At 66.6% G+C, this 26477-nt stretch carries 26 protein-coding genes and 1 other RNA gene; 15 read left to right on the forward strand and 12 right to left on the reverse strand.

Features of this window, described 5'->3' with window-relative positions; all coding sequences use genetic code 11:
* Nucleotides 1–370: 370 nt before the first annotated feature.
* From IE191_RS15295 to IE191_RS15315, 5 genes are all read left to right on the forward strand, one after another.
* Nucleotides 371–1399: a glycosyltransferase family 2 protein gene (locus IE191_RS15295; protein WP_191325259.1), complete on the forward strand. Its 1029-nt coding sequence runs from the start codon at nucleotides 371–373 to the stop codon at nucleotides 1397–1399.
* A gap of 42 nt (nucleotides 1400–1441) precedes the next feature.
* Nucleotides 1442–2419, forward strand: a complete 978-nt coding sequence (locus tag IE191_RS15300) for a glycosyltransferase family 2 protein (protein WP_229815459.1) — start codon at nucleotides 1442–1444, stop codon at nucleotides 2417–2419.
* Nucleotides 2416–3948 (forward strand): oligosaccharide flippase family protein, encoded by a 1533-nt coding sequence (locus tag IE191_RS15305; protein WP_191325261.1) that lies wholly within the window; start codon nucleotides 2416–2418, stop codon nucleotides 3946–3948. The genes IE191_RS15300 and IE191_RS15305 overlap by 4 nt, the downstream gene beginning before the upstream one ends.
* A 113-nt stretch (nucleotides 3949–4061) precedes the next feature.
* On the forward strand, nucleotides 4062–5051 hold the full coding sequence (locus tag IE191_RS15310) for an aspartyl protease family protein (RefSeq protein WP_229815460.1): 990 nt from the start codon (nucleotides 4062–4064) through the stop codon (nucleotides 5049–5051).
* A gap of 84 nt (nucleotides 5052–5135) precedes the next feature.
* Nucleotides 5136–6980 (forward strand): ABCB family ABC transporter ATP-binding protein/permease, encoded by a 1845-nt coding sequence (locus tag IE191_RS15315; RefSeq protein ID WP_191325263.1) that lies wholly within the window; start codon nucleotides 5136–5138, stop codon nucleotides 6978–6980.
* Between the two features lie 201 nt (nucleotides 6981–7181).
* Here IE191_RS15315 and IE191_RS15320 read toward each other — a convergent pair whose 3' ends face one another.
* Entirely contained in the window at nucleotides 7182–7382 is a 201-nt protein-coding gene (locus tag IE191_RS15320; protein ID WP_191325264.1) for a DUF1737 domain-containing protein, read from the reverse strand.
* Between the two features lie 66 nt (nucleotides 7383–7448).
* Here IE191_RS15320 and IE191_RS15325 point away from each other — a divergent pair, with 66 nt between their 5' ends.
* Nucleotides 7449–8846, forward strand: coding sequence for a peptide MFS transporter (locus tag IE191_RS15325; protein ID WP_191325265.1), 1398 nt, complete (start codon nucleotides 7449–7451; stop codon nucleotides 8844–8846).
* Nucleotides 8847–8868: 22 nt separating this feature from the next.
* On the opposite strand, the gene hslU is transcribed toward IE191_RS15325, so the two are convergent.
* Genes hslU through IE191_RS15340 form a run of 3 tightly spaced genes read right to left on the reverse strand, consistent with a single transcriptional unit; the run spans nucleotide 8869 to nucleotide 11294 of the window.
* Nucleotides 8869–10170 carry an ATP-dependent protease ATPase subunit HslU gene (hslU, locus tag IE191_RS15330; RefSeq protein ID WP_191325266.1) on the reverse strand — a complete coding sequence of 434 codons (1302 nt, stop codon included), beginning with the start codon at nucleotides 10168–10170 and terminating at the stop codon, nucleotides 8869–8871.
* On the reverse strand, nucleotides 10170–10727 hold the full coding sequence (gene hslV, locus IE191_RS15335; protein ID WP_308432919.1) for an ATP-dependent protease subunit HslV: 558 nt from the start codon (nucleotides 10725–10727) through the stop codon (nucleotides 10170–10172). The genes hslU and hslV overlap by 1 nt, the downstream gene beginning before the upstream one ends.
* Before the next feature lie 45 nt (nucleotides 10728–10772).
* On the reverse strand, nucleotides 10773–11294 hold the full coding sequence (locus IE191_RS15340; RefSeq protein ID WP_191325267.1) for an outer membrane protein assembly factor BamE: 522 nt from the start codon (nucleotides 11292–11294) through the stop codon (nucleotides 10773–10775).
* Nucleotides 11295–11525: 231 nt separating this feature from the next.
* Between IE191_RS15340 and IE191_RS15345 the strand changes: the two genes are divergently transcribed.
* The 3 genes from IE191_RS15345 to IE191_RS15355 are packed head-to-tail and all read left to right on the forward strand — an operon-like array spanning nucleotide 11526 to nucleotide 14032.
* Complete coding sequence (locus tag IE191_RS15345; protein WP_191325268.1) at nucleotides 11526–12041, forward strand: ubiquinol-cytochrome C chaperone family protein; 516 nt, start codon at nucleotides 11526–11528, stop codon at nucleotides 12039–12041.
* The gene (locus tag IE191_RS15350) at nucleotides 12038–12559 is read left to right on the forward strand and encodes a YceD family protein (RefSeq protein ID WP_191325269.1); all 522 of its coding nucleotides are present in this window, start codon (nucleotides 12038–12040) and stop codon (nucleotides 12557–12559) included. Before IE191_RS15345 ends, IE191_RS15350 begins: the two co-directional genes overlap by 4 nt.
* A 12-nt stretch (nucleotides 12560–12571) precedes the next feature.
* The gene (locus IE191_RS15355) at nucleotides 12572–14032 is read left to right on the forward strand and encodes an MATE family efflux transporter (RefSeq protein ID WP_191325270.1); all 1461 of its coding nucleotides are present in this window, start codon (nucleotides 12572–12574) and stop codon (nucleotides 14030–14032) included.
* 91 nt (nucleotides 14033–14123) lie between these two features.
* Here the strand turns inward: IE191_RS15355 and ssrA are convergent.
* Both ssrA and mscL read right to left on the reverse strand, forming a co-directional pair.
* Nucleotides 14124–14468, reverse strand: a transfer-messenger RNA (tmRNA) gene (gene ssrA, locus IE191_RS15360).
* A 215-nt stretch (nucleotides 14469–14683) separates the two neighbouring features.
* Nucleotides 14684–15133 (reverse strand): large conductance mechanosensitive channel protein MscL, encoded by a 450-nt coding sequence (gene mscL / locus IE191_RS15365; protein WP_308432920.1) that lies wholly within the window; start codon nucleotides 15131–15133, stop codon nucleotides 14684–14686.
* A gap of 180 nt (nucleotides 15134–15313) precedes the next feature.
* Between mscL and IE191_RS15370 the strand changes: the two genes are divergently transcribed.
* The 4 genes from IE191_RS15370 to IE191_RS15385 are packed head-to-tail and all read left to right on the forward strand — an operon-like array spanning nucleotide 15314 to nucleotide 17975.
* Nucleotides 15314–15919: a LemA family protein gene (locus IE191_RS15370; protein ID WP_191325271.1), complete on the forward strand. Its 606-nt coding sequence runs from the start codon at nucleotides 15314–15316 to the stop codon at nucleotides 15917–15919.
* Complete coding sequence (locus IE191_RS15375; RefSeq protein ID WP_373299311.1) at nucleotides 15915–16760, forward strand: TPM domain-containing protein; 846 nt, start codon at nucleotides 15915–15917, stop codon at nucleotides 16758–16760. The genes IE191_RS15370 and IE191_RS15375 overlap by 5 nt, the downstream gene beginning before the upstream one ends.
* 1 nt (nucleotide 16761) lies before the next feature.
* Nucleotides 16762–17433 carry a TPM domain-containing protein gene (locus IE191_RS15380; RefSeq protein WP_191325273.1) on the forward strand — a complete coding sequence of 224 codons (672 nt, stop codon included), beginning with the start codon at nucleotides 16762–16764 and terminating at the stop codon, nucleotides 17431–17433.
* A complete protein-coding gene (locus IE191_RS15385; RefSeq protein ID WP_191325274.1) occupies nucleotides 17430–17975 on the forward strand; it encodes an NUDIX hydrolase in 546 nt (181 codons plus the stop codon). Before IE191_RS15380 ends, IE191_RS15385 begins: the two co-directional genes overlap by 4 nt.
* Before the next feature lie 108 nt (nucleotides 17976–18083).
* Here IE191_RS15385 and IE191_RS15390 read toward each other — a convergent pair whose 3' ends face one another.
* On the reverse strand, nucleotides 18084–19388 hold the full coding sequence (locus IE191_RS15390; protein WP_191325275.1) for an MFS transporter: 1305 nt from the start codon (nucleotides 19386–19388) through the stop codon (nucleotides 18084–18086).
* A 70-nt stretch (nucleotides 19389–19458) separates the two neighbouring features.
* Entirely contained in the window at nucleotides 19459–19929 is a 471-nt protein-coding gene (locus IE191_RS15395) for a Saro_0803 family transcriptional regulator (protein ID WP_191325276.1), read from the reverse strand.
* Nucleotides 19930–20000: 71 nt separating this feature from the next.
* Here IE191_RS15395 and IE191_RS15400 point away from each other — a divergent pair, with 71 nt between their 5' ends.
* Together IE191_RS15400 and IE191_RS15405 are read left to right on the forward strand one after the other, a co-directional pair.
* Entirely contained in the window at nucleotides 20001–21476 is a 1476-nt protein-coding gene (locus tag IE191_RS15400) for a lignostilbene-alpha,beta-dioxygenase (protein ID WP_505834709.1), read from the forward strand.
* A 44-nt stretch (nucleotides 21477–21520) separates the two neighbouring features.
* Nucleotides 21521–21982 (forward strand): DUF3237 domain-containing protein, encoded by a 462-nt coding sequence (locus IE191_RS15405; RefSeq protein WP_191325278.1) that lies wholly within the window; start codon nucleotides 21521–21523, stop codon nucleotides 21980–21982.
* Nucleotides 21983–22108: 126 nt separating this feature from the next.
* Here the strand turns inward: IE191_RS15405 and IE191_RS15410 are convergent, their stop codons facing one another.
* The 4 genes from IE191_RS15410 to IE191_RS15425 are packed head-to-tail and all read right to left on the reverse strand — an operon-like array spanning nucleotide 22109 to nucleotide 26395.
* Nucleotides 22109–23692 (reverse strand): MFS transporter, encoded by a 1584-nt coding sequence (locus IE191_RS15410; RefSeq protein WP_191325279.1) that lies wholly within the window; start codon nucleotides 23690–23692, stop codon nucleotides 22109–22111.
* A 20-nt stretch (nucleotides 23693–23712) separates the two neighbouring features.
* On the reverse strand, nucleotides 23713–24552 hold the full coding sequence (locus IE191_RS15415; RefSeq protein ID WP_191325280.1) for an NAD(P)H-binding protein: 840 nt from the start codon (nucleotides 24550–24552) through the stop codon (nucleotides 23713–23715).
* A 30-nt stretch (nucleotides 24553–24582) separates the two neighbouring features.
* Nucleotides 24583–25653 (reverse strand): amidohydrolase family protein, encoded by a 1071-nt coding sequence (locus IE191_RS15420; RefSeq protein ID WP_191325281.1) that lies wholly within the window; start codon nucleotides 25651–25653, stop codon nucleotides 24583–24585.
* A gap of 37 nt (nucleotides 25654–25690) precedes the next feature.
* Nucleotides 25691–26395: a DUF2490 domain-containing protein gene (locus IE191_RS15425; protein ID WP_191325282.1), complete on the reverse strand. Its 705-nt coding sequence runs from the start codon at nucleotides 26393–26395 to the stop codon at nucleotides 25691–25693.
* Nucleotides 26396–26477: the final 82 nt, after the last annotated feature.

Consider the following 26477-nt stretch of genomic DNA (forward strand, 5'->3'; position numbering starts at 1 on the left):
CAATCCAGACAGCAAAACCCGGACAACCTTCCATCCCCGGTTCTCACCGGAAACCCCAAGCCGTCCGTAGCTATCTGGCGACCAACGCAACCACTCCAGGATCACCCAGAGAGCCAGTAAAACCGGCCTCACCGCGTCGGTGAAGCGGCATATATGGACCACCCGCTCAGGCGTCAACGGGTTTTTGCAATTTTGTTTCAAATTTCCCCAAAAGCCCCGGAAACACGGGGTTTTTGACACCGTAATTACCGCTAGCGCGAGGGTTTGAGTCAGGGCGCCGCCGGCCCTTTTGCGATCAATCCGTGATTCTCCTGATTCCTTGCGCCATTGTAAGCCAATCCTTAAGCCGGAACGGATTAGATCGAACCCGATGGTCGCACCTTCACCCCCCACTCTGCCAGTCGATGGCCCGCGCGTCAGCGTGATCGTGCCAGGCTATGGCGTTGCGGCTTTTCTGGATGACGCGCTGACTTCGCTTCAGCGGCAGACTTTGCCTGCGTGGGAAGCCGTGGTGATCGACGATGGTGACCCGGCTGTGGCCGGAACCGTCGCGCCGTTCCTGGCCGACCCGCGCATCCGGCTTTGCCAAACCGCCAACCACGGCGTTTCGGCCGCGCGCAACACGGCCATTGCCGCCAGCCACGCTCCGCTGATTGCCCTGCTGGATGGGGACGACCTGTTTCGCCCCACCTATCTGGCAACCCTGCTCCCGATCCTGGAAGCCGATCCCACCGTGCGCCTGGCCACCTGCAATGCGCGCATCTTCGGCGCGGTGACCGGCGAGCGCCATTGTGTGGAACACGACCAGCCAACGCGCGGTACCTGGCTGAGCGTGCTCGACCGCTCGTTCAACATCTATATCGGCTCGATCTTCCGGCGCGCCGATTTCGAGACCCTGGGCGGCTTCGACGAAACCATGACCCATGCCGAAGACCTTGACCTGTGGGTGCGCCTGATGGCGCTGGGGGGCGAGGCGCATTATGTCGATCAGGTGCTGTGCGAATACCGCGTGCGCGCCGGCTCGGCCTCTGCCCAGGCACTGCGCCTGCTGCGCGGCAGCTTGAAAGTGCAGGCAAAGGCCCGCGCCAGTCTTGCGCCGACCGCCCCCGCGATTGCAACCGTGGAGCGCCTGATGAACGAAACGCGCGATGCGCTGGCGTTCGAAGAGGCGATCGACCGCATCGTGGCCGGACAGGCGCGCAGTGGCCTGGCGGATTTGCGCCGGATCGGCACGCACGTGGAAAGCCACATGAGCGGCCCGACCTGGCAGCTCGCGCTGGCCTTGTGGCACTGGCTGCCGGGCCTTGCCGCGCCGATGCTGCGCTGGCGCCGCCGCGCCCATCGTCGGGGCGGCACGCGCGGCGCGCCCTCGCCCAGCTTTCTCGAAACCGAATCCTGAAAGATGCCTGCCATCCCAGCTTCCGCTCCTCCCGCGCCGGCCGTGACGATAGCCACCAGCATGCACAACGCCGCCGCCACTCTGGCGCCGGCGATCGAAAGCGTGCTTGCCCAGACGTTTGGCGATTTCGAGTTCCTGCTGCTCGACGATGGTTCCACCGACGCAAGCCGCGCGATTGCCGAGGCCTATGCCGCGCAGGATGCGCGCGTGCGCCTGATCGCGATGCCTCGCCAGGGACTGGTGCGCAGCCTCAACCAGCTTTTTGCCGAAGCCCGCGCGCCGCTGGTGGCCCGCTTCGACGCCGACGACATCTGCATGCCCGAGCGCCTGGAGCGCCAGGTCGCGTTCCTGGCGGCCAATCCCGACCATGGGCTGGTCGCGTGCGAGACCACGTTCATCGATGCCGCTGGCGCCCCGGCTGGCAATGCACCGATCCGCCGCCCACATGATCACGATGCAATCCTGGCCGTGCTGGAGGCCGGGCCGATCCTGTGCCACAGCGCGGTGATGGTCCGCACCGATCTGGTGCGCGCTGCCGGTGGCTATCGCGAAGCATACGTCCACGCCGAGGACTATGACCTGTGGCTGCGCCTGGCTGGGCAGACGCGCATGGCCAATCTCCCGGAATACCTGCTCGCCTACCGGATTTCGCCTGGCCAGGTGAGTTCGCGCCATTTGGGCGTTCAAGCCCGCAACGCGGCCATTGCCTGGCTGGCGCACCAGGCGCGAGAGCATACCGGCGTCGATCCGACCGCACACCTGGCCACGCTTCCGGAAGTCGAGGCGCTCGATAGCGCGTTCGGCGCGGGCAGCGCGGCCTATGTGCGACGCCGCACGATCGACCGGGTACTCTATGCGCCCGAGTGCCTGGCGGGCGATGCCTGGCCCATGCTGCTTGGCCATATTGCCGACGCTGGCGCCAGCCCGCGGCTGTGGCGCGTGGTGCTGCGCCTGCTCAAGGCCGGCTATCCGCTCCATGCCCTGCGCACCGCTGCCGCACTGATCCGGCACGCGGCATGAGCAAGCCCCCTGCCCCGCCGCGCCGGCCGCATCCCGCCACCGGCAGTCCGCCGCCGGAAATGTCGGTGCGCACGGCTGCGGCCTGGGCGCTGGTGTCGCAATATGCCTCGTTCGCGATCCAGTTCGCGACCAGCGTGGTGCTGGCCCGGTGGTTCATCACGCCGGCGCAACTGGGGCTGTTCTCGATCGCCTTTGCCGCCGTCACGATCGTGGCGTTTCTTCAGGACTTTGGCGTTGCCCGCTATGTGAATGGCGAGCGTGACCTGACCCCGGAGAAGCTGCAAACGGCGTTCACCATCTCCGTGGTGTTCGCCTGGGGCATCGCTCTGCTCGCCTTGGCCAGTGCGGTGCCGGTGGCGCGGTTCTATGGCGATCCCGCGCTGCTGCCGGTGCTGTTGGTCGTCGCCTCGTCCTATCTGCTGGTGCCGCTGTCGATCGTGCCGCAGGCCACCTGCCAGCGGCGCATGGATTACAAGTCCAACACCATGATCGAGGTGGGCTCCTCGATCGCCAACGCCGCCGCCGCGGTTACCCTGGCAGTGCTGGGCCATGGCGCGCTGGCGCTGGCCTGGGGCGCTTTTGCCCAGCAGGGTGCGCGCCTGGTGGTGAGCCAGTGGCGCGCCGGGCTGATGCTGCCCTGGCCGCTGCGGCTGAAAGGCGCGCGCCCGGTGCTGGAACTGGGCGGGACCAATTCGGTGCTTTCCACCTGCTATTCGATCACCGCCCGCGCGCCCGAACTGGTCATCGGCCGGCTGATCGACAACACGGCAGTGGGCCTGTTCGCCCGCGCCTCTGGCCTGGCGTTGCAACTGCGCATGCTGGTGGCGGGCGCGGTGACCGGCGTGTTCTATCCCGCGTTTCGTCGCGTGCGCGACAGTGGCGAGCCCCTGGGGCCGCCGTACCTTCGGGTCGTGGCGGCCTATACCGGGGTAACCTGGCCGGCCATGGCCGGCATTGCCACGCTGGCGCAGCCGCTGATCCTGGCGCTCTATGGGCCGCGCTGGGTGGCCGCCGCGCCGTTGCTGCGGTGGGTCGCACTGGCGCAACTGTGCTATATCTCCCTCCCGCTCAATGCTGACCTGCCGCTGCTGCTTGGCCGCAAGCGCGGGTTGATCCATCGCAATGTCGCGGAGACCGTGCTTTCGGTGTCGATGATCATCGCGGCCGCACCGCTGGGCCTGGTCGCCGTGGCGATCTCGCGCTTTGTGCACGGGCTGCTGTGGATGGTGATCTACGCCCCGTTCATGCGCCGCATGCTCGGCTTTGCCTGGCGCGATCTTTTGCGCATCTATGCCCAGAGCCTGGCGGCAACGGCGGCGGCGGTGGCGCCCCTGCTGGCCAGCTATGCGCTGTGGGCCGGGCCGGCGCATTGCAGCCTGGCCCAGGCCGCCGCCATGGTCCTGGCCGGGGTGCTGTGCTGGCTGCTGGTGCTGCGCCTCACGCGCCATCCGTTGCTGAGCGAAGTGCTTGGCCTGTTGGGCGAGATCGGCGCGGCCCTGCCCTGGCGCAAGCAACCTGTTTCCGGGTGAGAAGCCCCCGCCTTTAGGCCTTTTTCATCACGATCTTTTTGTGCCGCCGTGAAATTCACGATGGCGCTGCCGTTCAAGCAGGCGTACCCTGCCGGGCGGAGAGGAACATGACAATGACGATGCTGGCCCACAAGGTTGCCGGCACGCTCGGCCCACTGGCCCTTGCGGCCATGGCCCTGCCGGTGTCCGCGCAAACGGCGCAAACCGCGCCGCTCAATACTCCGGCTGCGACAACGCCCGGAACGCCGGGTTCCAATGCGCTGCCGCCCATGGAGGAAATCCATCTGGCCACCGATTCCCGCGCACGATTGACCGTGCCGGTGACGATCGGCGGCGCCGGGCCGTTTGCCTTCCTCGTCGACACCGGGGCAGAGCGCACCGTGCTGACCCGCCAGACCGCGCAGGCGCTGGGCCTGGCGCCAAGCGGCCGCGCCACGCTGGTCAGCGTCGCCGGGCTGGAAGACGTGGACCTGGTGACCGTGGCTGAACTCTCGCTCGGCACGCGCCGCTTTTCCGGGCTGGAAGCCCCGCTGGTGGATGGTCACGATCTGGAGGCCGAAGGCATCGTCGGCCTCGATGGCTTGCAGGACCAGCGCGTGACCATCGATTTCGCGGCCAACCGCATGATGATCGGCAATGCCTCGCCCGACGTGCCGCAGATCGACAGCTACGACATCGTCGTGACCGCGCGCCGCCGCTCGGGCCAGTTGATCATGACCGAAGCGATGATCGACGGCGTGCAGACCGATGTGATGATCGACACCGGCTCGGACACCTCCATCGGCAACCGCGCGCTGCAACGTGCGCTCAACAAGCGGCAGGGCGAGCAGCAGGCCAAGCTGATCGCCGTAACCGGGCAGACGATCACCGCCGATGTCGGGCATGCCCGCGTCATGCGGATCGGCGGCATGAACATCGAGAACCTGACATTCGCCTTTGCCGATGCCCCGGCCTTTGCCCATCTGCGGCTCAACCGTCGTCCGGCGATCCTGCTCGGCATGCGCGATCTCAGCGCATTCCAGAAGGTTGGCATCGATTTTGCCAGACGCAAGGTGATGTTCGATTTCACCCCGCCGCAGCCGCAAGCCCTCGCTGCACGATAGGCCGCGCCCGGAATGCGGAGGGCAAAGCGTGTTGCCCGCGCGATGGCGGGTGGCAACACGCGGCAAAATGCCTATGTGAAGGCGATGCCACCTGAAACTGCCGATACCGCCGCCAATACCGCCAAGGACCGTTCCGCCGCCCAGCGCCATGATGGCTGGCGCACGCTCCAGCGTTTCCTGCCCTATCTGTGGCCGGCGGACAATCCGGCGCTGCGCTGGCGCATCGTGGTGGCGTGCCTGTTCATCCTGGCCTCCACCGCCGTGCAGCTTTACCTGCCCTATCTGCTGAAATGGGCCGTCGATGCCATGAACATGTCCGGGCCGCGCCTGGGCATGCTGGCGATGTGGACGGTGCTGGGCTATGCGGCCGGGCGCTTTGCCGGGGTGGCGTTCGACAACTTGCGCAACATCGTGTTCGAGCGCGTCGGCCAGGATGCAACGCGCGCGCTGGCCGAGCATGTCTTTGCCCAGTTGCACCGCCTGTCGCTGCGCTTTCACCTGGCACGGCGCACCGGCGAGGTGACCAAGACCATCGAGCGCGGGACCAAGAGCATCGACACGATGCTCTATTTCATGCTGTTCAACATCGCGCCCACGATCCTGCAACTGATCGTGGTGGCGGTGATCTTCTGGATCAGCTTTGGCTGGGGCCTGGTGGCGGCGACGGCCGTGGCCGTGGCGGCCTATATCTGGGTCACGCGCACGATCACCGAATGGCGCACGCACTTGCGCGAGCGGATGAACCGGCTGGACGGGCAGGCCCTCTCGCGCGCGGTGGATTCTCTGCTCAATTACGAGACGGTGAAGTATTTCGGCGCCGAAAAGCGCGAGGAGGCCCGCTATGGCCAGGCCGCACGGGCCTATGCCGAAGCGGCCGTGGCCAGCGAAAACAGCCTGGGCCTGCTCAACATCGCGCAGGCGCTGGTGGTCAACCTGCTGATGGCCGGGGCCCTGGCCTATACCGTGTGGGGCTGGTGGCGTGGGCAGTTCACCGCCGGGCAACTGGTCTTCGTGCAGACCTACCTCACGCAGTTGTTCCGCCCGCTCGACATGCTCGGCATGGTCTATCGCACGATCCGCCAGGGCCTGATCGACATGGCCGAGATGTTCCGCCTGATCGATACCCATGTCGAAGTGGCGGACAAGCCCGGCGCCCCCGCGTTGGTGGTGCGCCATCCCTCGGTCACGTTCGACAACGTGGTGTTCGGCTATGACCCTGACCGCACGATCCTGCACGGCCTGTCGTTCGAGGTGCCGGCGGGCAGCCGCGTCGCCATCGTTGGGCCGTCGGGCGCGGGCAAATCGACGATCGCGCGCCTGCTGTTCCGCTTCTACGATCCGCTCTCGGGCCGCATCCTCATCGACGGGCAGGATATCGCCACGGTCACGCAGGCCAGCCTGCGCGCGGCCATCGGCATCGTGCCGCAGGATTCGGTGCTGTTCAACGACACCATCGGCTACAACATCGCCTATGGCCGCGAAGGCGCGGGCGCGGCCGAGGTGGAAGCGGCGGCGCGCGGCGCGGCGATTGCCGATTTCATCGCCCGCCTGCCGCAGGGGCTGGACACCGAAGTGGGCGAACGTGGCCTGAAACTGTCGGGCGGGGAAAAGCAGCGCGTGGCGATCGCCCGCACCCTGGTGAAGAACCCGCCGATCCTGCTGTTCGACGAAGCGACCAGCGCGCTCGACACCCGCACCGAGCAGGACATCCTCGGCACCTTGCGCGATGTGGCGACGAACCGCACCACGCTCTCGATCGCCCACCGCCTGTCGACCATTGCCGACAGCGACACGATCCTGGTGATCGAGCAGGGCCGCCTGGTGGAACAGGGCAACCACATCGACCTGCTGCGCCGCGCCGGGCTCTATGCCGAAATGTGGGCGCGCCAGGCCGCCGAAAGCGAGGAACTGGGCGAAGCGGCGGAGTAAGGCGCTCTGGAGTTGGCCCCAATGTCAGAAGTGCAAGCACTTCTCCCCATCCTCTTCAGAGGAGGGGGCCGGGGGGTGGTGGACGCCTCGCGCAAGGGTTCACACCACCCCCACCCCCTCCTCTGAAGAGGAGGGGAGAAAACCGTCGTCCGTTCGGGCTGAGCTTGTCGAAGCCCCCTGCCGGCATCCCCCGGAAACCCGTCACTTCACCACATCGGCCTCGTGCCAGACCACGGCCTGCGCCACCTTGATACAGTCCATGCCGCCGTCATAGGTGATCGAGGGTGAGCCATAGAGGCGCCAGCCCTCGGCCAGGGCTTGCGACACGCGCTCGCAAAAGGCGCGGTCATCCTTGCCGGTGAGCAGGCGATAGATCGGGCGGTTGTCGGGCGTTTCATGCATGGGCTGCGGTGTATCATGCGCGGCTCGGCTTGCCAGCCCCGGCTTTTGACGGCACCACCCTCGCCCATGGAACCTATCGCAGACGCCGCAGCAACCGCCTCCCCCGTCATAGAAAAGCGCGGCCTGCTCGATCACCCGCGCGGGCTTTGGGTTCTGGCCGGCACCGAATTGTGGGATCGCATTTCCTGGCATGGCATGGTCGCCATGCTGGTGCTCTACATGACCGGCGAACTCCTGCTGCCCGGCCGGGTGGAGCATGTGGTTGGATTTGCCACTTACCGTGCCGGGCTGGAGCACGTGTTTGGCCCGATGAACGTGACGCAGCTCGCCACGCAGACCTTTGCGCTTTATTTTTCAGCGATCACTTTCCTGCCGCTGGTCGGCGGCTGGATCGGCGACAAGGTCATGCCCCGCCGCGCGGCGGTGAGCCTGGGCGCCCTGACCATGACGGCCGGCCATTTCGCCATGGCCTTCGATGCCACGTTCCTGCTGGCCTTGGTCTTGCTGGTGATCGGCGCGGGGCTGCTGCGCGGCAACCTGATGCCGCAGATCCGCGCGCTCTATGCAGCCGGGGATCGCCGGCTGGGCGATGCATTCCAGGTCTATACGTTCTGCGTCAATGTCGGCGCGTTCATCGCCCCGATCGCCAGCGGCACCATGGCCAAGTATTATGGCTGGCACGCCGGCTTTGCCGTGGCGGGCGTGGGCATGCTGATCGGGCTGGTGTGGTATCTGGCCGGTTCACGCTACCTGCCCGCGCAAGTGCCCCCGCGGCAATCAGGCCCGGCCGGCCCGCTGAGCGCGGCGGACCGGCGCAATGTCTGGCTGCTGGCGATGATCTGGCCGTTCAGCGTGGCGTTCTGGACCGCGCAGGCGCAAGTCTGGAACGTCTACAGCCTGTGGGTGCGCGATCATATCGACATGGTCGTGGGCGGCTTTGCGGTGCCGATCCCCTGGCTGCAATCGCTCGATGGGCTGGCCCCGGCGTTCGAGGCGCCGCTGCTGATCCTGCTGTGGCGCTGGCAGGCGCGGCGCGGGGCAGAGCCCGACAGCCTGCGCAAGCTGGCCACCGGCTGCCTGATCTTCGCCGGCTCCACCATCCTGCTCGCGCTGGTCCCCACGACCGCGCGCGGCACGATCTGGTTGCCGGTGGTGTTCCACCTGCTGTCGAACCTCGGGGCGATGTTCTTCGCGCCGGTCACCCACGCCCTGTTCGCCGCCCGCGCGCCGGAACGCTGGCGCGGTACGCTGATCGGGGTGGACATGATGGCCGTGGCCGTGGCCAGCCTGATCAGCGGGCCGATGGGCGGCTGGTACACCCGCGTCAGCCCGCCGCTGTTCTGGACCGTCACCGCCGCGATTCCGGCGGTGGCCGGCGTGGTTCTGCTGGCCCTGCGCCGCCCGCTGCGCGCCTTCGGCGGCCCCGATCCGCTGGTGGAAAAGCCAGCAGCGCCCGCCCATTGAGAGCAGGCGCTGCCATGACTGTTCAGAGAATGTACTTCGACAAGTCCGCGTTGCCGGCAAGGCCCGCCAAGCGGTCAGACACATAGGCTTCGTCCACCGTCACCGTAGTGCCCACGCGATCCTCGGCATCGAAGCTTACTTCCTCCAGCAGCTTTTCCATCACCGTCTGCAAGCGGCGGGCGCCGATGTTCTCGACGCTTTCGTTCACTTGCGCGGCCGTGCGGGCAATCGCGCGCACCGCCTCGGGGGTGAAATCGAGCGTGACCTGCTCGGTGCCGAGCAGCGCGCGATACTGTTCCACCAGGTTGGCGCGGGTTTCGGCGAGGATGCGCACGAAGTCGTCCTCGCTCAGCGCCTTCAGCTCCACCCGGATCGGCAGGCGCCCCTGCAATTCGGGCAGCATGTCCGAAGGCTTGGCCACATGGAACGCGCCCGAGGCAATGAACAGCACATGGTCGGTCTTCATCGGGCCATACTTGGTGGCCACCGTCGTGCCTTCAATCAGCGGCAGCAGGTCGCGCTGCACGCCTTCGCGGCTGACCGAGCCGCCGCGCACATCGGACACCGCGATCTTGTCGATCTCGTCGATGAACACGATGCCGTTGGTTTCGGCGTTCTGGAGCGCCACGCGGGCCACGTCATCCTGGTCCATGCGCTTTTCGGACTCTTCGTCCACCAGCTTGTCCCAGGCATCGGCCACGCGCATCTTGCGCCGCTTGAGCGGCTGGCGGCCAAACGCCTTGCCCATCATGTCCGACAGGTTGATCATGCCGACATTGCCGCCGAGCCCTGGAATTTCCATCGGGGCGGCGGGTGCATCCTCCACCTCGATTTCCACTTCCACGTCGTTCATCGCGCCTTCGCTCAGCCGCTGGCGAAAGCTTTCGCGCGTTGCCTCGCTGGCGCCGTCGCCCACCAGGGCCTTGAGCAGGCGGTCCATCGCCGCCTTGCTGGCTGCGTCGCGCACGGCTTCGCGGCGGCGGTCCTTTTCCAGGCGGATCGCTTCTTCGGCCAGATCGCGGGCGATCTGTTCCACGTCGCGGCCGACATAGCCCACTTCGGTGAACTTGGTCGCTTCCACCTTGACGAAGGGCGCATCGGCGAGGCGCGCCAAGCGGCGGCTGATCTCGGTCTTGCCGCAGCCGGTCGGCCCGATCATCAGGATGTTTTTGGGGGAAACCTCGTCGCGCAGATCGGGCGAGAGGCGCTGGCGGCGCCAGCGGTTGCGCAGCGCCACGGCCACCGCGCGCTTGGCCTCGGCCTGGCCGACGATATGTTCGTCCAGCGCGCGGACGATGGCCTTGGGGGTCAGACTGTCGAGCATCAGATTTCTTCCAGCGTCACGCGGTCGTTGGTGAACACGCAGATGTCTGCCGCCACCTGCATGGCGCGGCGGGCAATCTTTTCGGGATCGTCTTCATAGAGATCGACCGCACGGGCGGCGGCCAGGGCATAGTTGCCACCCGAACCGATCGCCGCGATGCCGCCTTCGGGCTCCAGCACGTCGCCATTGCCGGTCAGCACCAGCAGGGTGCTGGCATCGGCCACGATCATCAGCGCTTCCAGATTGCGCAGATACTTGTCGGTGCGCCAGTCCTTGGCCAGTTCCACCGCCGCGCGCATCAACTGGCCGCGATGCTGCTCCAGCTTGCGCTCCAGCCGCTCGAACAGGGTAAAGGCATCGGCCGTGGCCCCGGCAAAGCCGGCGATCACGCTGCCGTCGCCAATGCGCCGCACCTTGCGGGCATTGGGCTTCATCACCGTGTTGCCCATGGAAACCTGGCCGTCGCCCGCGATCACGGTACGGCCGTTCTTCTTCACCCCGATGATGGTGGTGCCATGCCACTGGACCAGGCCGTGGCTCGCCTTGCTATCGTCCATCCCGGCGATATGGGATCGCCGGGATCGCTTTCAAGCAGCGGCCGATCAGCTACCGTTCGGGCCGGAGCCGGTCGGGCCACGGCCCTGGCCGACCGTGCCGCCGGGCATGGCGCCAACCGAGCCGATGTTGCCGAACAGATCCTGGAAGAAGCTGCGGTTGCGGCCCAGGGTCGGCGTGGCTTCGCGCACCGGGTGGATCGTCGGCACGCGGGTCAGCGTCACGCGGTCGACCGTGCTGACGTTGCCGGCCGGATCGAAGTTGACCTTCATCACCTGCTCGTTGGTCGTGCGCGGGCGCTTGAAGGGCTTCTGGCGGGTGTCGATCGAGACGTAATACCAGCTCTGCGGGCCGAACTGGCTCTTGAACGTGGCCTGGCCCAGCGCGCGTTCCACCGACATGCGGTTGTCCACGCCCGGCTGCACCGAATCGGTCAGCGCCTTGTCCATCTGGAACCCGCGATGGTCGTGGATGCTGGCGCAGCCGCTGACAAGCACCACCAGCCCGGCCAGTGCAGCGCCCTTGAAAGCCAGCGCCGCGCCGTTCAGGGCCATCCGATTCTCGCGCATTCCATCACTCCACATTCGACCCTTGGCCGACCGGCCAGGGGCCATGGCCCCCATCGATCCGCCGGCACAACGCACAAAGGCCCACTTTGCCTTCGCGCCGCAGCGCCCTATATCCGCGCAAGCCTTAGGGGCGAAACGGGTTGTCCGCAATGGCGGCGTGCCGGTTTGCGCCACGCAGGTGCAATTGGCGGCGCCCGGCGTCGCTTCCACGATCGCAAAGGATGCCCGCCCATGTCCCTGCTCGCCCGCCTGCTGGGCCAGACCCGCGACGATCGCGATGCCGCCCGCCCGCTGTGGCACCGCGTAGTGGCCATTGCGCGCGAAAAGGAATGGTATGCCGATTGCGGCGTGGCCGATACGGTGGCCGGGCGGTTCGACATGATCACCCTGATCCTGTCGCTGGTGCTGGTGCGGATGGAGCGTGACGAAGGCCTGATCCAGCCCTCGGTATGGTTGACCGAACTCTTCGTGGAAGACATGGACGGCCAGCTCCGCGAAAGCGGCGTGGGCGATCTGGTGGTGGGCAAGCACGTGGGCAAGCTGATGGGCACGCTCGGCGGCCGGCTCGGCGCCTATCGCGAGGGGCTTGAGGCAGGTGAAGACGCCTTTGCCGCGGCCCTTGCCCGCAACATGACTTTGACGGACGGCGCAGCCCCCCTGCCCCTCGCCCGCCGCGCCCGCGCCTTTGCCGCCGGGCTGGCGCTGGCACCGGCAGACCGGGTGCTCGCCGCGGAGATTGGACGATGAGCGATACCCCCGAATATTCCTGCGTGATCGACTTGCGCCAGATCGGCGATGCACCCGTGGTGCTGGAACCCGATGAAGCGGCGCGCCGCCGCCTGGCCGGGCGCTTCGGCCTCTCGGCGATCGAGACGATGCGCGCGCAGGTGACGCTCAAGGCCGATGGCCCGGTGGTGCGCGCCGATGGCCGGCTGACCGCCGCGATCCAGCAGGCCTGCGCCATTTCCGGCGAGGATTTCCCGGTGAAGATCGACGAGGCGCTGCACTTGCGCTTCGTGCCCGAAACGCAGGTGACGGCCGAACCTGACGAGGAAATCGAGATTTCCGCCGACGATTGCGACGAAATCCCCTATACCGGGCTGACCTTCGACCTGGGCGAGGCAGTGGCGCAAAGCCTGGCGCTGGCGATCGATCCCTTTGCCGAAGGCCCCCTGGCCGACAAGGCCCGCGCCGATCACAACCTCGCCGGTGACGATGCCAGCGGGCCCTTTGCCGCGCTCGCCGCGCTGCGCAACCCGGAATAAGGAAACAGGACCATGGCTGGCCCGCAAGGCAACACCGCTCCCGGCGGGCCCGGGGCGCGCGATCTCACGCGCGGCCCGATTCTCAAGACCCTGCTGCTGTTCTCGCTGCCCACGCTGGTGGGCAATATCCTCCAGTCGCTCAACGGATCGATCAACGCGATCTGGGTCGGGCGCCTGCTCGGCGATTCGGCGCTGGCCGCCACGGCCAATGCCAACGTGGTGATGTTCCTGGTCTTTGCCGCCGTGTTCGGCTTCGGCATGGCCGCCACGGTGAAAGTGGGCCAGTCGTTTGGCGCGGGCAATGTCGATGCGGCGCGGCGCACGTTCGGCACGGCGGTCGGCTTCTGCGTCGGCCTGGCGGTGATCGTGGCCACGGCCGGTTGGCTCTATGCCCCGGCGCTGCTGCGGATCATGTCCACTCCGGCCGATATCTTCGCCTTTGCGCTGGCCTATCTGCGGGTGATCTTCGTGGCGCTGCCGGCCACGATGATCTCGGTGATGATCTCGATGGGCCTGCGCGGCGCGGGCGATGCCAAGACCAGCCTCTATTTCATGATCGTCTCGGTGGTGCTCGATTGCGGGCTCAACCCGGTGTTCATCGCCGGCCTTGGCCCGATTCCGGCGCTGGGCATTGCCGGCTCGGCGCTGGCCACGGCGATTTCGTCCTATGTCTCGATGCTGGTGCTGGTGATCTATGCCTATGCCCGCAACCTGCCGCTGCGCCTGCGCGGGCACGAGCTGGGCTACCTGCTCCCGCGCATGGACGAATTGCGCTACATCGTCACCAAGGGCCTGCCGATGGGCGCGCAGATGCTGATCGTCTCGGGCGCGGGCATCGTCATGCTTGGCCTGGTCAATCGCGAAGGCTCGGTGACAAGCGCGGCCTATGGCGCCTCGCTCCAGGTGTGGACCTATCTCCAGATGCCGGCGATGGCCATTTCCGCCGCGCTCAGCGCCATGGCGGCGCAGGCAATCGGTGCCGGACTGGTGGAGCGCCTCGGCCGCATCACCCGCGCCGGGCTGATCCTCAACCTGGCGGTCACCGGCACGATGACCGCGCTGCTGCTGCTGTTCGACCGGCCGGTGCTGGTGCTGTTCCTGGGCTCCACCAGTCCGGCGGTGGACATGGCGCGCCACATCCAGATGCTGGCAAGCTGGAGCTACATCCTGTTCGGCATGACCATCATGCTGTTCGGCACGATGCGCGCGGGCGGCGTGGTCATGGCCCCGCTGATGGTGCTGGCCGTGGCGATGTTCCCGGCGCGGCTCGGGTTCTATCACCTCGCCTATCCCACGCTGGGCGCCGATGCGCTGTGGCTGGCATTCCCGGTCGGCTCGCTCGCGGCGGTGGCAATGGCCGCCATTGCCTATGCCCAGCCGGGCTGGCGCGCGCGGGCACAGTCCATCGGCGCGGCACGGCGCCAGCAGGCCGAAGCGGCGGCAGAATGCGCGGCGGAAACGATGCCAGGCTGATTGGGCCCGGCTGATTGGGCCCGGCTGACCGGGCGGGGCTGAAACGGGGAAATGTGGGGGGATTTCTGTTGCCCGGCACCCCCCGGGCCGCTGGTATCACTTCTGTTGACCGGTGTGTCCGACCGCGCTTTCGCTTTGTAAGATCAGGCCGTTAGGCCGTCAGGTTACGCGGCGAGAGCAAGTGCTTCGTTGTCGTTGGCACTTGTAGGTTTTGAGCCTTTAACGGGTTACTCAGCCCGGGCGAAAACAGCGCTTTTCAACACACGTCGATCCTAGTTCGGCCCCGTCATCTTGCCCGCCGGAACGGGAAAGGTGGTGGAGCCGCCGGGTACCGCCCCCGGGTCCGCTGCATCTATTGCACGCCGCAGTTTATCGCCATAGCCGGGTCAAACCCGGCAAAGCCCCATATAGGCATTCCGCGCGCAATGGGAAGGGGGCGATAGGAAACGGGCGTCGACATGCTCAGGGCGAACGGAATCAGGGAACAAAATCCCATGCCCCGTTCGCCCTGAGCCTGTCGAAGGGCGCCGGCGCTGCGCCCGGATGCGGGGGGCTTCGACAAGCTAAGCCCGAACGGGTCCTCAGGAAATCTACACCTCCCTCCGTTCGCCCTGAGCGTGTCGAAGGGCGCCAACACCGCGCCCCCCGCCTTCAATCCCTGGCTTTCAGCGCATCCCTGATCTCGATCAGCAGGTCCACTTCGCTCGGCCCCTTGGGCGCTTCGGGTGCGGCAGGCTTCTCCTCGTGCTTGCGGATCAGGGAGTTGGCCGCTTTCACGATCAGGAAGATGATGAAGGCCACGATCAGGAAGTTGACGGCCTGGGTGATGAAATCGCCATAGCCGATCATCGGAACGCCGGCCGCCTTGAGCTGGGCATAGTTTTCAGGATCGCCCTTGAACGTGGCCGGGATCGGGCCGAGCCGCACGAAGAAGCGGGTGAAATCGACCCCGCCGGTCACGAAGCCGACCACGGGCATGATCACGCTTTCGGTCAGCGAAGTAACGATCTTGCCAAACGCGCCGCCGATGATCACACCCACCGCCAGGTCGAGCACGTTGCCGCGTGCGATGAACGTCTTGAATTCTTCGAGAATGGCCACGGCCCTTTTCCCCTTTTTAACCATCGGATGGCGAATGATTGCCACCGCGCGGCGCAAGCGGCAAGCGTGCAGGCCTCCGCCCGGCAAATGCTTTACAGTTCGACGAACGGCAGGCCACCGCCCTTGATCCGCAACGCTTGCACGCTATGTCATTCACGCATCTGCGATAAGGATCGATCCATGTCCCGCGCTTTTCACCGCTTCCTGCCCCGCTTTGCCCTGGCCGCCGTGGCGGCGGGCAGCCTTGCCGGCTGCGGGGTCAACACGATTCCCACGGCCGAGGAAAACGCCAAGGCCAAGTGGGCCGAAGTGCAGAACCAGTATCAGCGCCGCGCCGATCTGGTGCCCAACCTGGTCGCCACGGTCAAAGGCTATGCCAAGCAGGAGCAGGACACCCTGGTCAAAGTGACCGAAGCCCGCGCCAAGGCGACATCGGTGCAGATCACTGCTGCCGACCTGACCGATCCGGCCAAGGTCGCAGCCTTCCAGAGCGCGCAGGGCCAGCTTTCGCAGGGCCTTGGCCGTCTGATGGCCAATGTCGAGGCCTATCCCGATCTCAAGTCGAACCAGAATTTCCTGGCCCTGCAAAGCCAGCTCGAAGGCACGGAAAACCGCATCGCCATCGCGCGCCGCGATTACAACGACGCGGTCCAGTCCTACAACACCACGATCCGCACGTTCCCGGCGGTGATCGGCGCCAAGGTGATCTATGGCGCCAAGCCGATGGTGCCGTTCCAGGCGACCACGCCGGGGGCGGAAGAAGCGCCCAAGGTCAATTTCAATTAAGCCGGTGAAACGGCTCGCCACCCTTGCCCTGCTGGTGCTGGCGATCTTCGCCACGCCAATCTTTGGCACTTCGGCCTGGGCGCAAACCTTTCCCCAGCTTACCGGCCGGGTGGTGGACGATGCCCACCTGCTGTCGGTCGACCAGGTTGCCGCGCTGGACCAGAAGCTCGCCGCGCTGGAAAAGCAGTCGCAGCGCCAGTTGGTCGTCGCCACCGTGCCCGATCTGCAAGGGCAGGAGATCGAGGATTATGGCTATCGCCTGGGCCGCGCCTGGGGCCTGGGCGACAAGCAGCGCAACGATGGCGCGATCCTGCTGGTCGCGCCCAAGGAGCGCAAGGTGCGGATCGAGGTCGGCTATGGCCTCGAAGGCATCCTGACCGACGCCTTGTCCGAAGTGATCATCCAGCGCGAGATCGTGCCCCGCTTCAAGGTGGGCGACTATTTCGGCGGCATCGACGCGGCGACCGACCAGCTCATCGCGCAACTGCAACTGCCCGAAGACCAGGCCAAGCAGGTCGCCGCACAAGCAGCCAAGGCGTCCGAGGAAGCCAGCCGGAAAGCCGCCGAACCACACTTCACCATCGGCACGGTGGTGTTCCTGGTGATTTTCGGGCTGGTCTTCGTGGTGCCGTTCCTGGGCGCCATGGCCGGCGGCGGCCGGCGCTATCGCAGCGGGCCCGGCGTGATCGTCATTCCCAGCGGCGGCTGGGGCAGCGGTTGGGGCAGCGGCGGCAGCGGCTTTGGCGGCGGCTCCGATTGGGGCGGCAGCGGGGGTGGCGGCAGCGACTTTTCGGGCGGCGGCGGCAGCTTTGGCGGTGGCGGCGCCACGGGAGACTGGTGAGATGATCCTGACACCGGCCGACCAGGCCCGCATTGCCCAGGCCGTGGCCCAGGCCGAAGCCCATACCGCAGGCGAAATCGTGCCCGTCGTCACGGCCGCATCCGATCGCTATCTCGACGTCGCGCTCGCTTGGTCCGCCTTCGTGGCGTTTCTCGCCCTGGCCGCGCTGGAGATGGCGCCGGCGTTCTATGTAGCGCTGGTTGATCGCCTGCTTGGTCTCTGGGCCACGGAATGGAGCGCGCGCGCCTATTTCGGCCTGGCGCTGACCGTGGCGGCTATCAAGTTTGCCGCCATGCTCGCGCTGCTGCAATGGCGACGCATGCGCCTTTGGCTCACCCCCGCGCCGATCAAGCGCGCGCGCGTTCATGCCCGCGCGCTCACCGCCTTTCGCCTGAGCGCGGAAAGCCGCACGACTGGGCGCACCGGCGTGGTGCTCTATGTCTCGCTGGCCGAGCGCAAGGCAGAGATCATCGCCGATCGCGCCGTGGCTGATCACGTGCGCCCCGAAGTTTGGGGCGATGCCATGGCCGCACTGCTTGGCCCCTTGCGCGAAGGTCACCTGGCCGAAGGGCTGGAAGCCGCGATCGCGCGGATCGGCACCGTGTTGCAGGACGCCGCGCCGGCCCGCGCCCACGATCACAACGAACTGCCCGACGGACCCATCCTGCTATGAGCCTGCAAGACGAATTTCTGAACAACCCGGAAGAAGTCCGCTGGGAAGGCCGTTTCATCGCCGCCAAGACCCGCGGCCGCTGGGAATATGTCGGCCGCGCACGCAATATCCGCGCCGCCGTGATCCTGGCGATCACCCCGGCGCGCGACGTGATTCTGGTGGAACAGTTCCGCGTGCCGCTGGGCCGCCCCTGCATCGAACTGCCCGCCGGGCTGATCGGCGATGATGACAGCAGCGCCGATGAAGACGCCAGCCTGGCCGCCTTGCGCGAGCTGGAAGAGGAAACCGGGTATCGCGCCACACACATGGAAGCGCTGGGCGAATTCTGGTCGAGCCCCGGCATGGTCTCGGAAAGCTTCACCCTGTTCCGCGCCCATGGCCTGACACGGGTTTCGGCCGGCGGCGGGGTGGAAGGCGAAGGCATCACCGTCCACCACGTCCCGCTCGACGATATCGCCGCCTACATCGCCACCTGCCGGGCGCAGGGGATGGCAGTGGACGTCAAGATCCTCACGCTGCTTGGGCCAGGGATTCTCGGCTGACGGGTCAGCGTGGGGCCCCGGGTCTAGCCCGGGGCGACGATGCTTTGGAACGCGCCGCCTTTCCCGTCGCCCCGGACTTGATCCGGGGCCCCACGCCGCCCTGCCCGCTCAATGCGCCTCGCGCAGCCGCAGCGCGAGCAGCGCCAGCGCCGCGCCCAGCGAACCCAGCGCCATGATGATCGAGACGGGCAGCAGCGGCAACCCGGCGGTGTGGAACAGCTCGCCCGCCAGGATCGGCGAACCGGCCGCGCCGATGCGCCCGGCGCCGATGGCAAAGCCGGTGCCGGTGGCGCGCACCTTGGCCGGGAAGCCATGGGCAAAGGCCGAATAGAACCCGACGATCGCGGCGTTGGTGGTAAAGCCGGTGAAGAACACCGCCAGGCGCCAGCCGGGCAGGCTCTCGGCTCCCAGGCCGAACAGCGACACGGCCACGGTGCCCGCGACCAGCATGGCGATGGTCGGCCACTTGATGCCGAACTTGTGCATCAGGAACCCGAACAGGCCGCCACCGATCGCCCCGCCGATATTGGCCCAGACCAAGACGCTGGCCGCCTGCGGCTGGGTATAGCCGAAGTCGGCAACGATCTTGGGGCTCCACTTGAGGATGTAGTAGAACGTGATGCAGTGGAGCGAATAGCCCACCGTCAGCAGCAGCGTGGTGCCAAGCAGGCCGGGGCGCAGGATATCGAGCAGGCTGGCGCGCGCCGCTTCCGGCTCCATCGGGGGCAGGCCGGTCACCGCCGGCAGGCGCAGCGCGGCGAGCGAGCGGTTCGCCCGCTCCAGCGCATCGGCCGGGCGGCTGACCAGGAACCAGGCCGGGGTTTCCGGCACCAGGAAGAACACCAGCGGGATGAACACCAGCGTGGCGATGGCGCCGAATTCGAACACCACGCGCCAGTCCCCGCTCTTGAGCAGCAGCGCGGCAATCGTGCCGCCCACGGTCGCGCCGATGGGATAGCCGATGACCATCAGCGACATCGCCAGGCTGCGCCCCTTGTTGCTGCAAATCTCGGCCGTGACGGCATTGATCGCCGCCAGCATGCCGCCGATGCCCAGCCCGGTCAGCAGGCGCCAAAGGCCCAGCGTGGTCGGGCTGCTCGCCGTCGTTGCCAGGCCCATGCCCACGGCCATTACCACCAGGCAGCCGAGCACGGTGGGCCGCCGGCCGAACCGATCTGCCGCGCCGCCCAGCACGATCGAGCCAAAGCCCATGCCGATCAGTTCCATCGACAGCACCACGCCCAGCGCGTCGCGCCCGATGCCCCATTCCTTGGCAATGCCCGGTGCGGCAAAGGCGCTGGACAGCACGTCGAACCCGTCTAGCGCGTTGAGCGCGATCATCAGCACCACGGCAATCCATTGCCGCGCTGTCATCGGCGATTGGCGAATCACCTCGCGCGGATCGTTCAGCATCGTATCTCTCCCACCCGCGCCTGGCTGACGCGCATATTGCTATGCTTTATAACATGCCGTAGCGATCTGGCTACTCGTGAATGCGCGCCAGCAGTTCCAGCAGCAGCTTCACTTCCTTGTCGGTGAAGTGGCGCTTCACCCAGGCCTCGTGCTCGCCAATCGCGAACTTGGCGCGCGACAGCATGGCCTGCCCTTCCGGCTCCAGGAACAGTGCCTGCTTGCGGCCATCCTCGGCGGACCGGTCACGCCGCAGATAATGCTTGGCCTGGAGGCGGTTGATGATCGCCATGGTCGTCGCGCGGTCCATGCGCAGGCGCTGGGCCAGGTCGGTCTGGGCAATGCCGGGATGATCATCGACCAGCCACAGCACCGAAACCTGCTTCTGCGTCAGGTCCAGCTCGGTGAACGTCTCGGTGAAATGGCGCAGGCAGGCGCCGTGCGCCAAGCGGATGTGAAAGCCCAGAATGCCGTTGATTTCGCCAATGTCGGCCTCTTCGCCCGGCGGCGGGGTCACCGCATCGGCAAACTTGTCCTTGATCAATGCCTGCTCCCCATTGCCTTGCGCATCCATTGAGCGCAATTGTTAGCCAACCATACAATATGCGCAGGAGGATGTCCGTGTCTCACTTTCCCGCTTCGCCCAGTTTCACCGGTTTCAACACCCCTTCGCGGATCGAGGCCGATATCGCCGACCTGGCCCATGAGGGTGAAATTCCCGCAGAACTGAACGGGGCGTTTTACCGCGTTCAGCCAGACCCGCAATTCCCCCCGCGCCTGGGCGACGATATTGCGTTCAACGGCGATGGCATGATCACCCGCTTCCATATTCACGATGGCCAGGTCGATTTCCGCCAGCGCTGGGCGCAGACCGACAAGTGGAAGCTGGAAAAGGCCGCCGGCAAAGGCCTGTTCGGCGCCTATCGCAACCCGCTGACCGACGATGACAGCGTCAACGGACAGATCCGCTCCACCGCCAACACCAATGCGTTCATCCACGCCGGCAAGCTCTGGGCGATGAAGGAAGACAGCCCCGCCCTGCTGATGGACCCGGCCAGCATGGAGACGATCGGCTTTGAAAAGTTCGGCGGGCGGATGACCGGGCAGACTTTCACCGCCCATCCCAAGATCGATCCCGCCACCGGCAACATGGTCGCGATCGGCTATGCTGCCAGCGGGCTGTGCACCGACGATGTCACCTACATGGAAGTCAGCCCCACCGGCGAACTGGTCCGCGAGGTGTGGTTCAAGGTGCCCTATTACTGCATGATGCATGACTTCGGCATCACCCAGGATTATCTGGTGCTGCATATCGTGCCGTCGATCGGCAGTTGGGAACGGCTGGAAGCAGGCCTGCCGCACTTCGGGTTCGACACCACCAAGCCGGTCTATCTTGGCATCATTCCCCGCCGCGACGATGTGCAGGCGGACGACATCCGCTGGTTCAAGCGTGACAACTGCTTTGCCAGCCATGTGCTCAACGCCTGGCAGGAGGGCAGCAAGGTCCACTTCGTCACCTGCGAGGCGAAGAACAACATGTTCCCGTTCTTCCCCGACGTGCACGGCGCGCCGTTCAACGGGCGCGAGGCGATGAGCTATCCCACCGACTGGGTGGTGGACCTGGCCAGCAATGGCGAGGCCTTTGCCGCGATCGAACGCCTGTCCGACACAGCTTGCGAATTTCCGCGCATCGACGATCGCTTTGCCGGGCGGCAGACGCGGCACGGCTGGTTCCTGGAAATGGACATGCAGCGCCCGGTGGAACTGCGCGGCGGCAGCGCTGGCGGGCTGTTGATGAACTGCCTGTTCCACAAGGACTTCGCCACGGGTGAAGAGCAGCACTGGTGGTGTGGCCCGGTCTCGTCGCTGCAAGAGCCCTGCTTTGTCCCGCGCAGCAAGACCGCGCCCGAGGGCGACGGGTGGATCGTGCAGGTGTGCAACCGCCTGGAAGAAGCGCGCAGCGACCTGCTGATCTTCGACGCCCAGGCCATTGCCCAAGGGCCGCTGGCCACTGTGCACATTCCCATCCGTCTGCGCTTTGGCCTGCACGGCAACTGGGCGGATGCCGCCGAGATTGGCCTCGCCGCCTGAGCGCGCTATGCTATGACGCATAACCATCTGCTGGGAGAGCGCGCATGATCAAGCCCGAACTGGAATTCGTCTACGAAGCCAGCGGCGACCTGGAACCCCCGCGCCAGATCGGGCCGACCTATGACGGCACCCGCCGAATCATTCCCATCGTGGGCGGCGGCCGCGTCGAAGGGCCACTGATCCAGGGCCGCCTTGTGGGCAATTCGGCCGACTGGCAGGTCACCCGGCCCGATGGCGTGACCGTGGCCGACGCGCTCTATGCCATCGAGACCGACGATGGCGTGCTGATCCAGATCCGCAACAAAGGCCTGCGCCGCGGCCCGCCCGAAGTGATGGCGCGGCTGGCGGCGGGGGAAGAAGTCGATCCGGCCGAATACTATTTCCGCACCGTGCCCGAATTCATCGCGCCGGTGGGCAAGTACGAATGGATGAACCAGTCGATCTTCCTGTGCAGCGGCGCGCGCTATCCGCTGGGTATCAAGCTGTGGGTGTGGCGGGTGTTGTGACGTTGCTTGCGGCTTCCACCACCCCCAACCCCCTCCTCTAAAGAGGATGGGGCTTTTCATGGATACTCCCCCTCCTCTTCAGAGGAGGGGGTCGGGGGGTGGTGCGAACCCTTGCAAAAACGCCACCTAGCGCCCCAGCAACCCGGCCTCGTCCCTGGCGCAGCGCCGCGCGATCAGCAGCATCAGCGCCACGATCGGCACGGCCACCACATTCATCGCCAGCATCGCATGAGTCAGATTGCCGGTCGCATCGGAAATCAGGCCCACGGCATAAGGGCCGATGCCCATGCCCACGATGGTCATGGTCAGCAGATAGAGGCTGGCGGTGATCCCGCGCATGCGCGGCAGCACTTGATCGTACATGATCGCATAGAGCGGCGGCATCCACCCCGTCAGCACCAGGCTGTAGAGCGCAAAGTGCCAATAGAACGTGGCCGGGTCGGGCGAGAGATAGGTCCAGAACGAGAGCAGCGGCGAAACGCCCATGGCAAACAGCGCCACCATGGCCCGGCCCGAAGACGGCCAGCGGCGGTGCAGGCGATCGGCGAGCGGCCCCCAGATCAACGGCCCGACAATGCCCATGGCCGCAGACAGCAAGCCGAACTGCAAGGCCGTATCCTTCATCGACAGATGATAGGTCTTGATCAGGAAACTGGGGTTGAACGCCATCATGCCATAGTTGATCGCCGATTGCAGCGTGCCCACGGCAATGGCCATGATCAGCGTGGGCGAGCCGGCAATCACGCGGAAGGCCTGGGCGTCGTCGGCGCGCATGCGCTGCATCAGGTTGACCAGCACGAACAGGCCAAAGCCGATCACCGACCATTGCAGCACGTGGGCATCGATCACCAGCGGGCCGAGCGGCACCGGCGGGCGCAGCGACAGCCCCCGGCAGACCACGGCCAGCCCGGCCATCACCGCCACAATCGCCGCCAGCGCACCCAGATTGAACGCAAAGGCCGCGCCCCGCGCCCGCCGCGCCGCCATGGCCAGCCAGTGCAGCCCCGGCGTCACGCCGCCCAGCAGCGCCAGACTGGCGCGAAACGGATGGGGATCGCGCGGCGCAGGCAAACCATCCATCCCCCCTCGCACCGGCTCCTTCATCGTGCCGACAAAACCCGCCAGGACAAAGCCCGGTGCAGCCGCGACCAGGAAGGCGAACTGCCAGCCCTTGAGACCCCAGGGCGCGGCGCCGTAGGCCCAATGCTCGGTCCAGGCCTGCGCCGCCACGCCGCCCAGGATCAGCGAGCCGCCCAGCCCCAGGGCAATGGCCGAGGCCAAAACCGCCATGACGAAGCCACGCCGATGCCGGGGCCAGAAATCATAGATCAGCGAGGTGCCGGCGGGCTGCGTCGCGGCCTCCCCGATGCCCACGCCCAGCCGCGACAGGGCGAGCAGGGCAAAACTGGTCGCCAGCCCGCCCAGCCCGGTTGCGGCTGACCACAACACCAGGCTGATGCCCAGCAGCCGGGTGCGTGTCCAGCCATCGGCCAGCCGCCCCACCGGCAGCGAGAACAGCGCGTAGAACAGCGCGAAGACCGTGCCGTAGAGCAGCCCCATCTCGGCATCGCCCACGCCCAGGTCGTGCTTGATCGCCGGCGCCAGGATCGCCAGGATCTGGCGATCGAGCAGGCTCATCGCATTGGTCAGCGCCACCAGCACCAGGGCATACCAGCCGCCGCGCGCAATCGCCTGCGATGGCGGTGCCATCCCGTCCGCTGCCGCCACGATCAGGCCAGCGCCTTGGCGATAGTCTGGGCAATCGGCGTGGTCGGCCGGCCGATCAGGGCGCTCAGGGTGCGGCTGTCGCCGAACAACTGGTCCTTGCTCGATTCGAAGCTGGAATTGGCCAGCATCTGCGCCAGGAAAGCGGGCAGGCCCACGCCTTCAAGCGCCGCGGCATAGTCGGCCTTGGTCATGTCGACATAGGCGACCGGCTTGCCCGCCACGCGCGACACTTCGGCGGCGAATTCGGCCATGGTAAAGGCCGTGTCGCCGGCCAGCTCATAGACCTCGCCGCCCTTGGCACCGATCAGCGCGGTCGCCGCGGCCGCCGCATAGTCGGCTCGCGTGGCGCTGGCGATGCGCCCCTCGCCCGCCGCGCCCAGGATGGCGCCATGGGCAATCGCCGGGGCCAGCGCGCCGGTGTAGTTCTCGTTGTACCAGCCATTGCGCAGCAGCACGAACGGTACGCCGCTCGCGCGCAGCAGCGCTTCGGTCTCGCGATGCTCCTGCGCCAGGCCGATGGTGGAGGTATCGGCATGGAGGATCGAGGTATAGGCGATCAGCTTGACCCCGGCCGCCCTCGCCGCTGCGATCACCGCCTGGTGCTGCGCCACCCGCGCGCCCACCGCGTTGCCCGAGATCAGCAGCAAGCGCTCCACCCCGGCCAGCGCGGGGGCCAGCGTTTCTGGCTTGTCGTAATCGGCCTGGCGCACGGCCACGCCCGCGTCCGCCAGCTTGGCCGGATCGCGCGCCAGCGCGACAACCCGCGCCGCGCCTGCCCGCGCCACCAGTTCGGCCAGCACCAGCCGCCCCAATTGTCCCGATGCCCCTGCCACAGCGTACATGGTCTCTCTCCCTCGGTCTGGTCTGGCGGATTACAACTTGAACCAGCGTTCCGCGTTGGTCTGGAAGAACTTCTTCTTGGTTTGCGCGCTCATGTCCATTGTGTCCATCGCCCGCACTTCATCGGCCACGTACTGATAGGGATAGTCCATCGCATACATCACGCGGTCCTCGCCCATCACCTCCTGGCAGAACTTGATCGCCGGTTCCCACGCCATGCCCGAATTGGTCACCAGCACATTGGAGCGCAGATATTCGGCAATGGTCTTCTTGAGCGGCTTCATCCGGGCATAGCGCTGTGACCGCACACCGGCCTGGTGCATGAAATCGAGGCGATAGAGCCAGTACGGCAGCGCTTCGCCCATATGGCCCACGATGATCTGCAAGTCGGGATAGCGGTCGAAAATGCCGATGGTGATCAGCCGCAGCAGATGCATGCCGGTTTCCACGCCGAAGCCAAAGATCGCGCCATCGAGCCCGGCCTCCAGCATCGGGCCGATCATCGCATCGGGCGGCGTCTGTGGATGAATGTAGAGCGGCTGCCCCACCTCGACGAGCGCGCGGAAGATCGGGTCGAAGACATCCTCGTCCAGATAGCGGCCCTGCGTGTGGCTGTTGATCTGGATGCCCTTGAAGCCCAGCTCCTTGGCGCCACGATGGATTTCGCGGGCGGACCATTCCGGGTCTTGCGGCGCCACCGTGCCCAGGCCGATGAAGCGGTCGGGATAGCGCGTGCAGGCCTGCGCCAGCGTGTCGTTGGCCCGCGCGGCAATGGCCTTGGCCTCCTCCAGGTTGGTCAGCGGCTGCACGCCGGGCGAAGTCAGTGCCAGGATCGCCTTGTCGATGCCGGTCGCGTCCATGTCGGCAATGCGCCGCTCGCCCAGATCGAGCAGGCGCTCCATGATCTGCACCGCGCGTTCGGACGGCGACTGGGCATAGAAACCCCAGAGCGAGACGAGCCCCAAGTCCGCCTCGCCATCGCGGATCATGCGCAAGTAGGCGTCGACCTGCTCCTGCGTCGCAAAGGCTTCCTCGGTGGCGATGCGCAAGTATCCTTGCGCGCCACCCGTTTTCAGATCGGCGGTCTTCAAATCCTGGGTCATGCGGGCCTCTCCTGGTCAGGGGCCGGCCCGCGCGCGATCACCTGCGGATTATCAGCGACAGGCTGGCAATATGGTTCATCCGGTCCTCGCGCGCCGGGCGCGACACGTATTGTCCTGAATAGCCGGCTTCCACGCTGATCCCCTTGCCCACCGGCAAGGCCAGACCGGCAAAGCCGCGCAACTGGTCGAAGCCCGATTTCTGGCCCCAGCCGGTGCGGTTGAGGCCCACGAACGGCTCGGCCCAGAGCACGGCCTGCGGCGTGCCCGGCTTGCCCAGCGGCACGTCCAGCCGCACCAGTTGGCGCAGGCGCCAGCCGGTGCCGCCCTGCCCCTCCACCATGCGCTGTTCCAGCCGGGTGCGCCCGGTCAGCGTGGGGCGCGTGGTGGCATTGCCGGCCCCGTCGCCAAACGCACGCCAGGTCACCTGCTCGAACACGCGATGCTCGTGGCTCACCCGCCCACCCTGCGGATCGGTGCGGATATAGCCATAGCCGCCCCACACCGTGGTCGAGCGGTCGAGCTTCACCCCCAGCGCGCCGCGTGCGATCGCCTGCCCGGCCCGCTCGGCATCGTCGGTCAGGCGCAGTTGCAGGTCGGTGAACAGCACCAACTTCTGGTCGAGATTGAGGAACGATTGCTGCGCAAGCCACACCTGCCCATCCTCTTCCGCTGCATGCAGCGGGCCGGCGGTCAACGCCAGGAAAGCGCCAAGACAAAGGACGGAAACGGGAAAGCGGCGCATCGGGCACTCCGGCAGGCAAGGGGCAAGCGGTCCGCGCTATGCCCCTTGCCTTGCCAGAGTGTTTCCCGAGTGTGACATTGCA

The sequence above is a fragment of the Novosphingobium pokkalii genome, from assembly GCF_014652855.1.
Taxonomy (GTDB): domain Bacteria; phylum Pseudomonadota; class Alphaproteobacteria; order Sphingomonadales; family Sphingomonadaceae; genus Novosphingobium; species Novosphingobium pokkalii.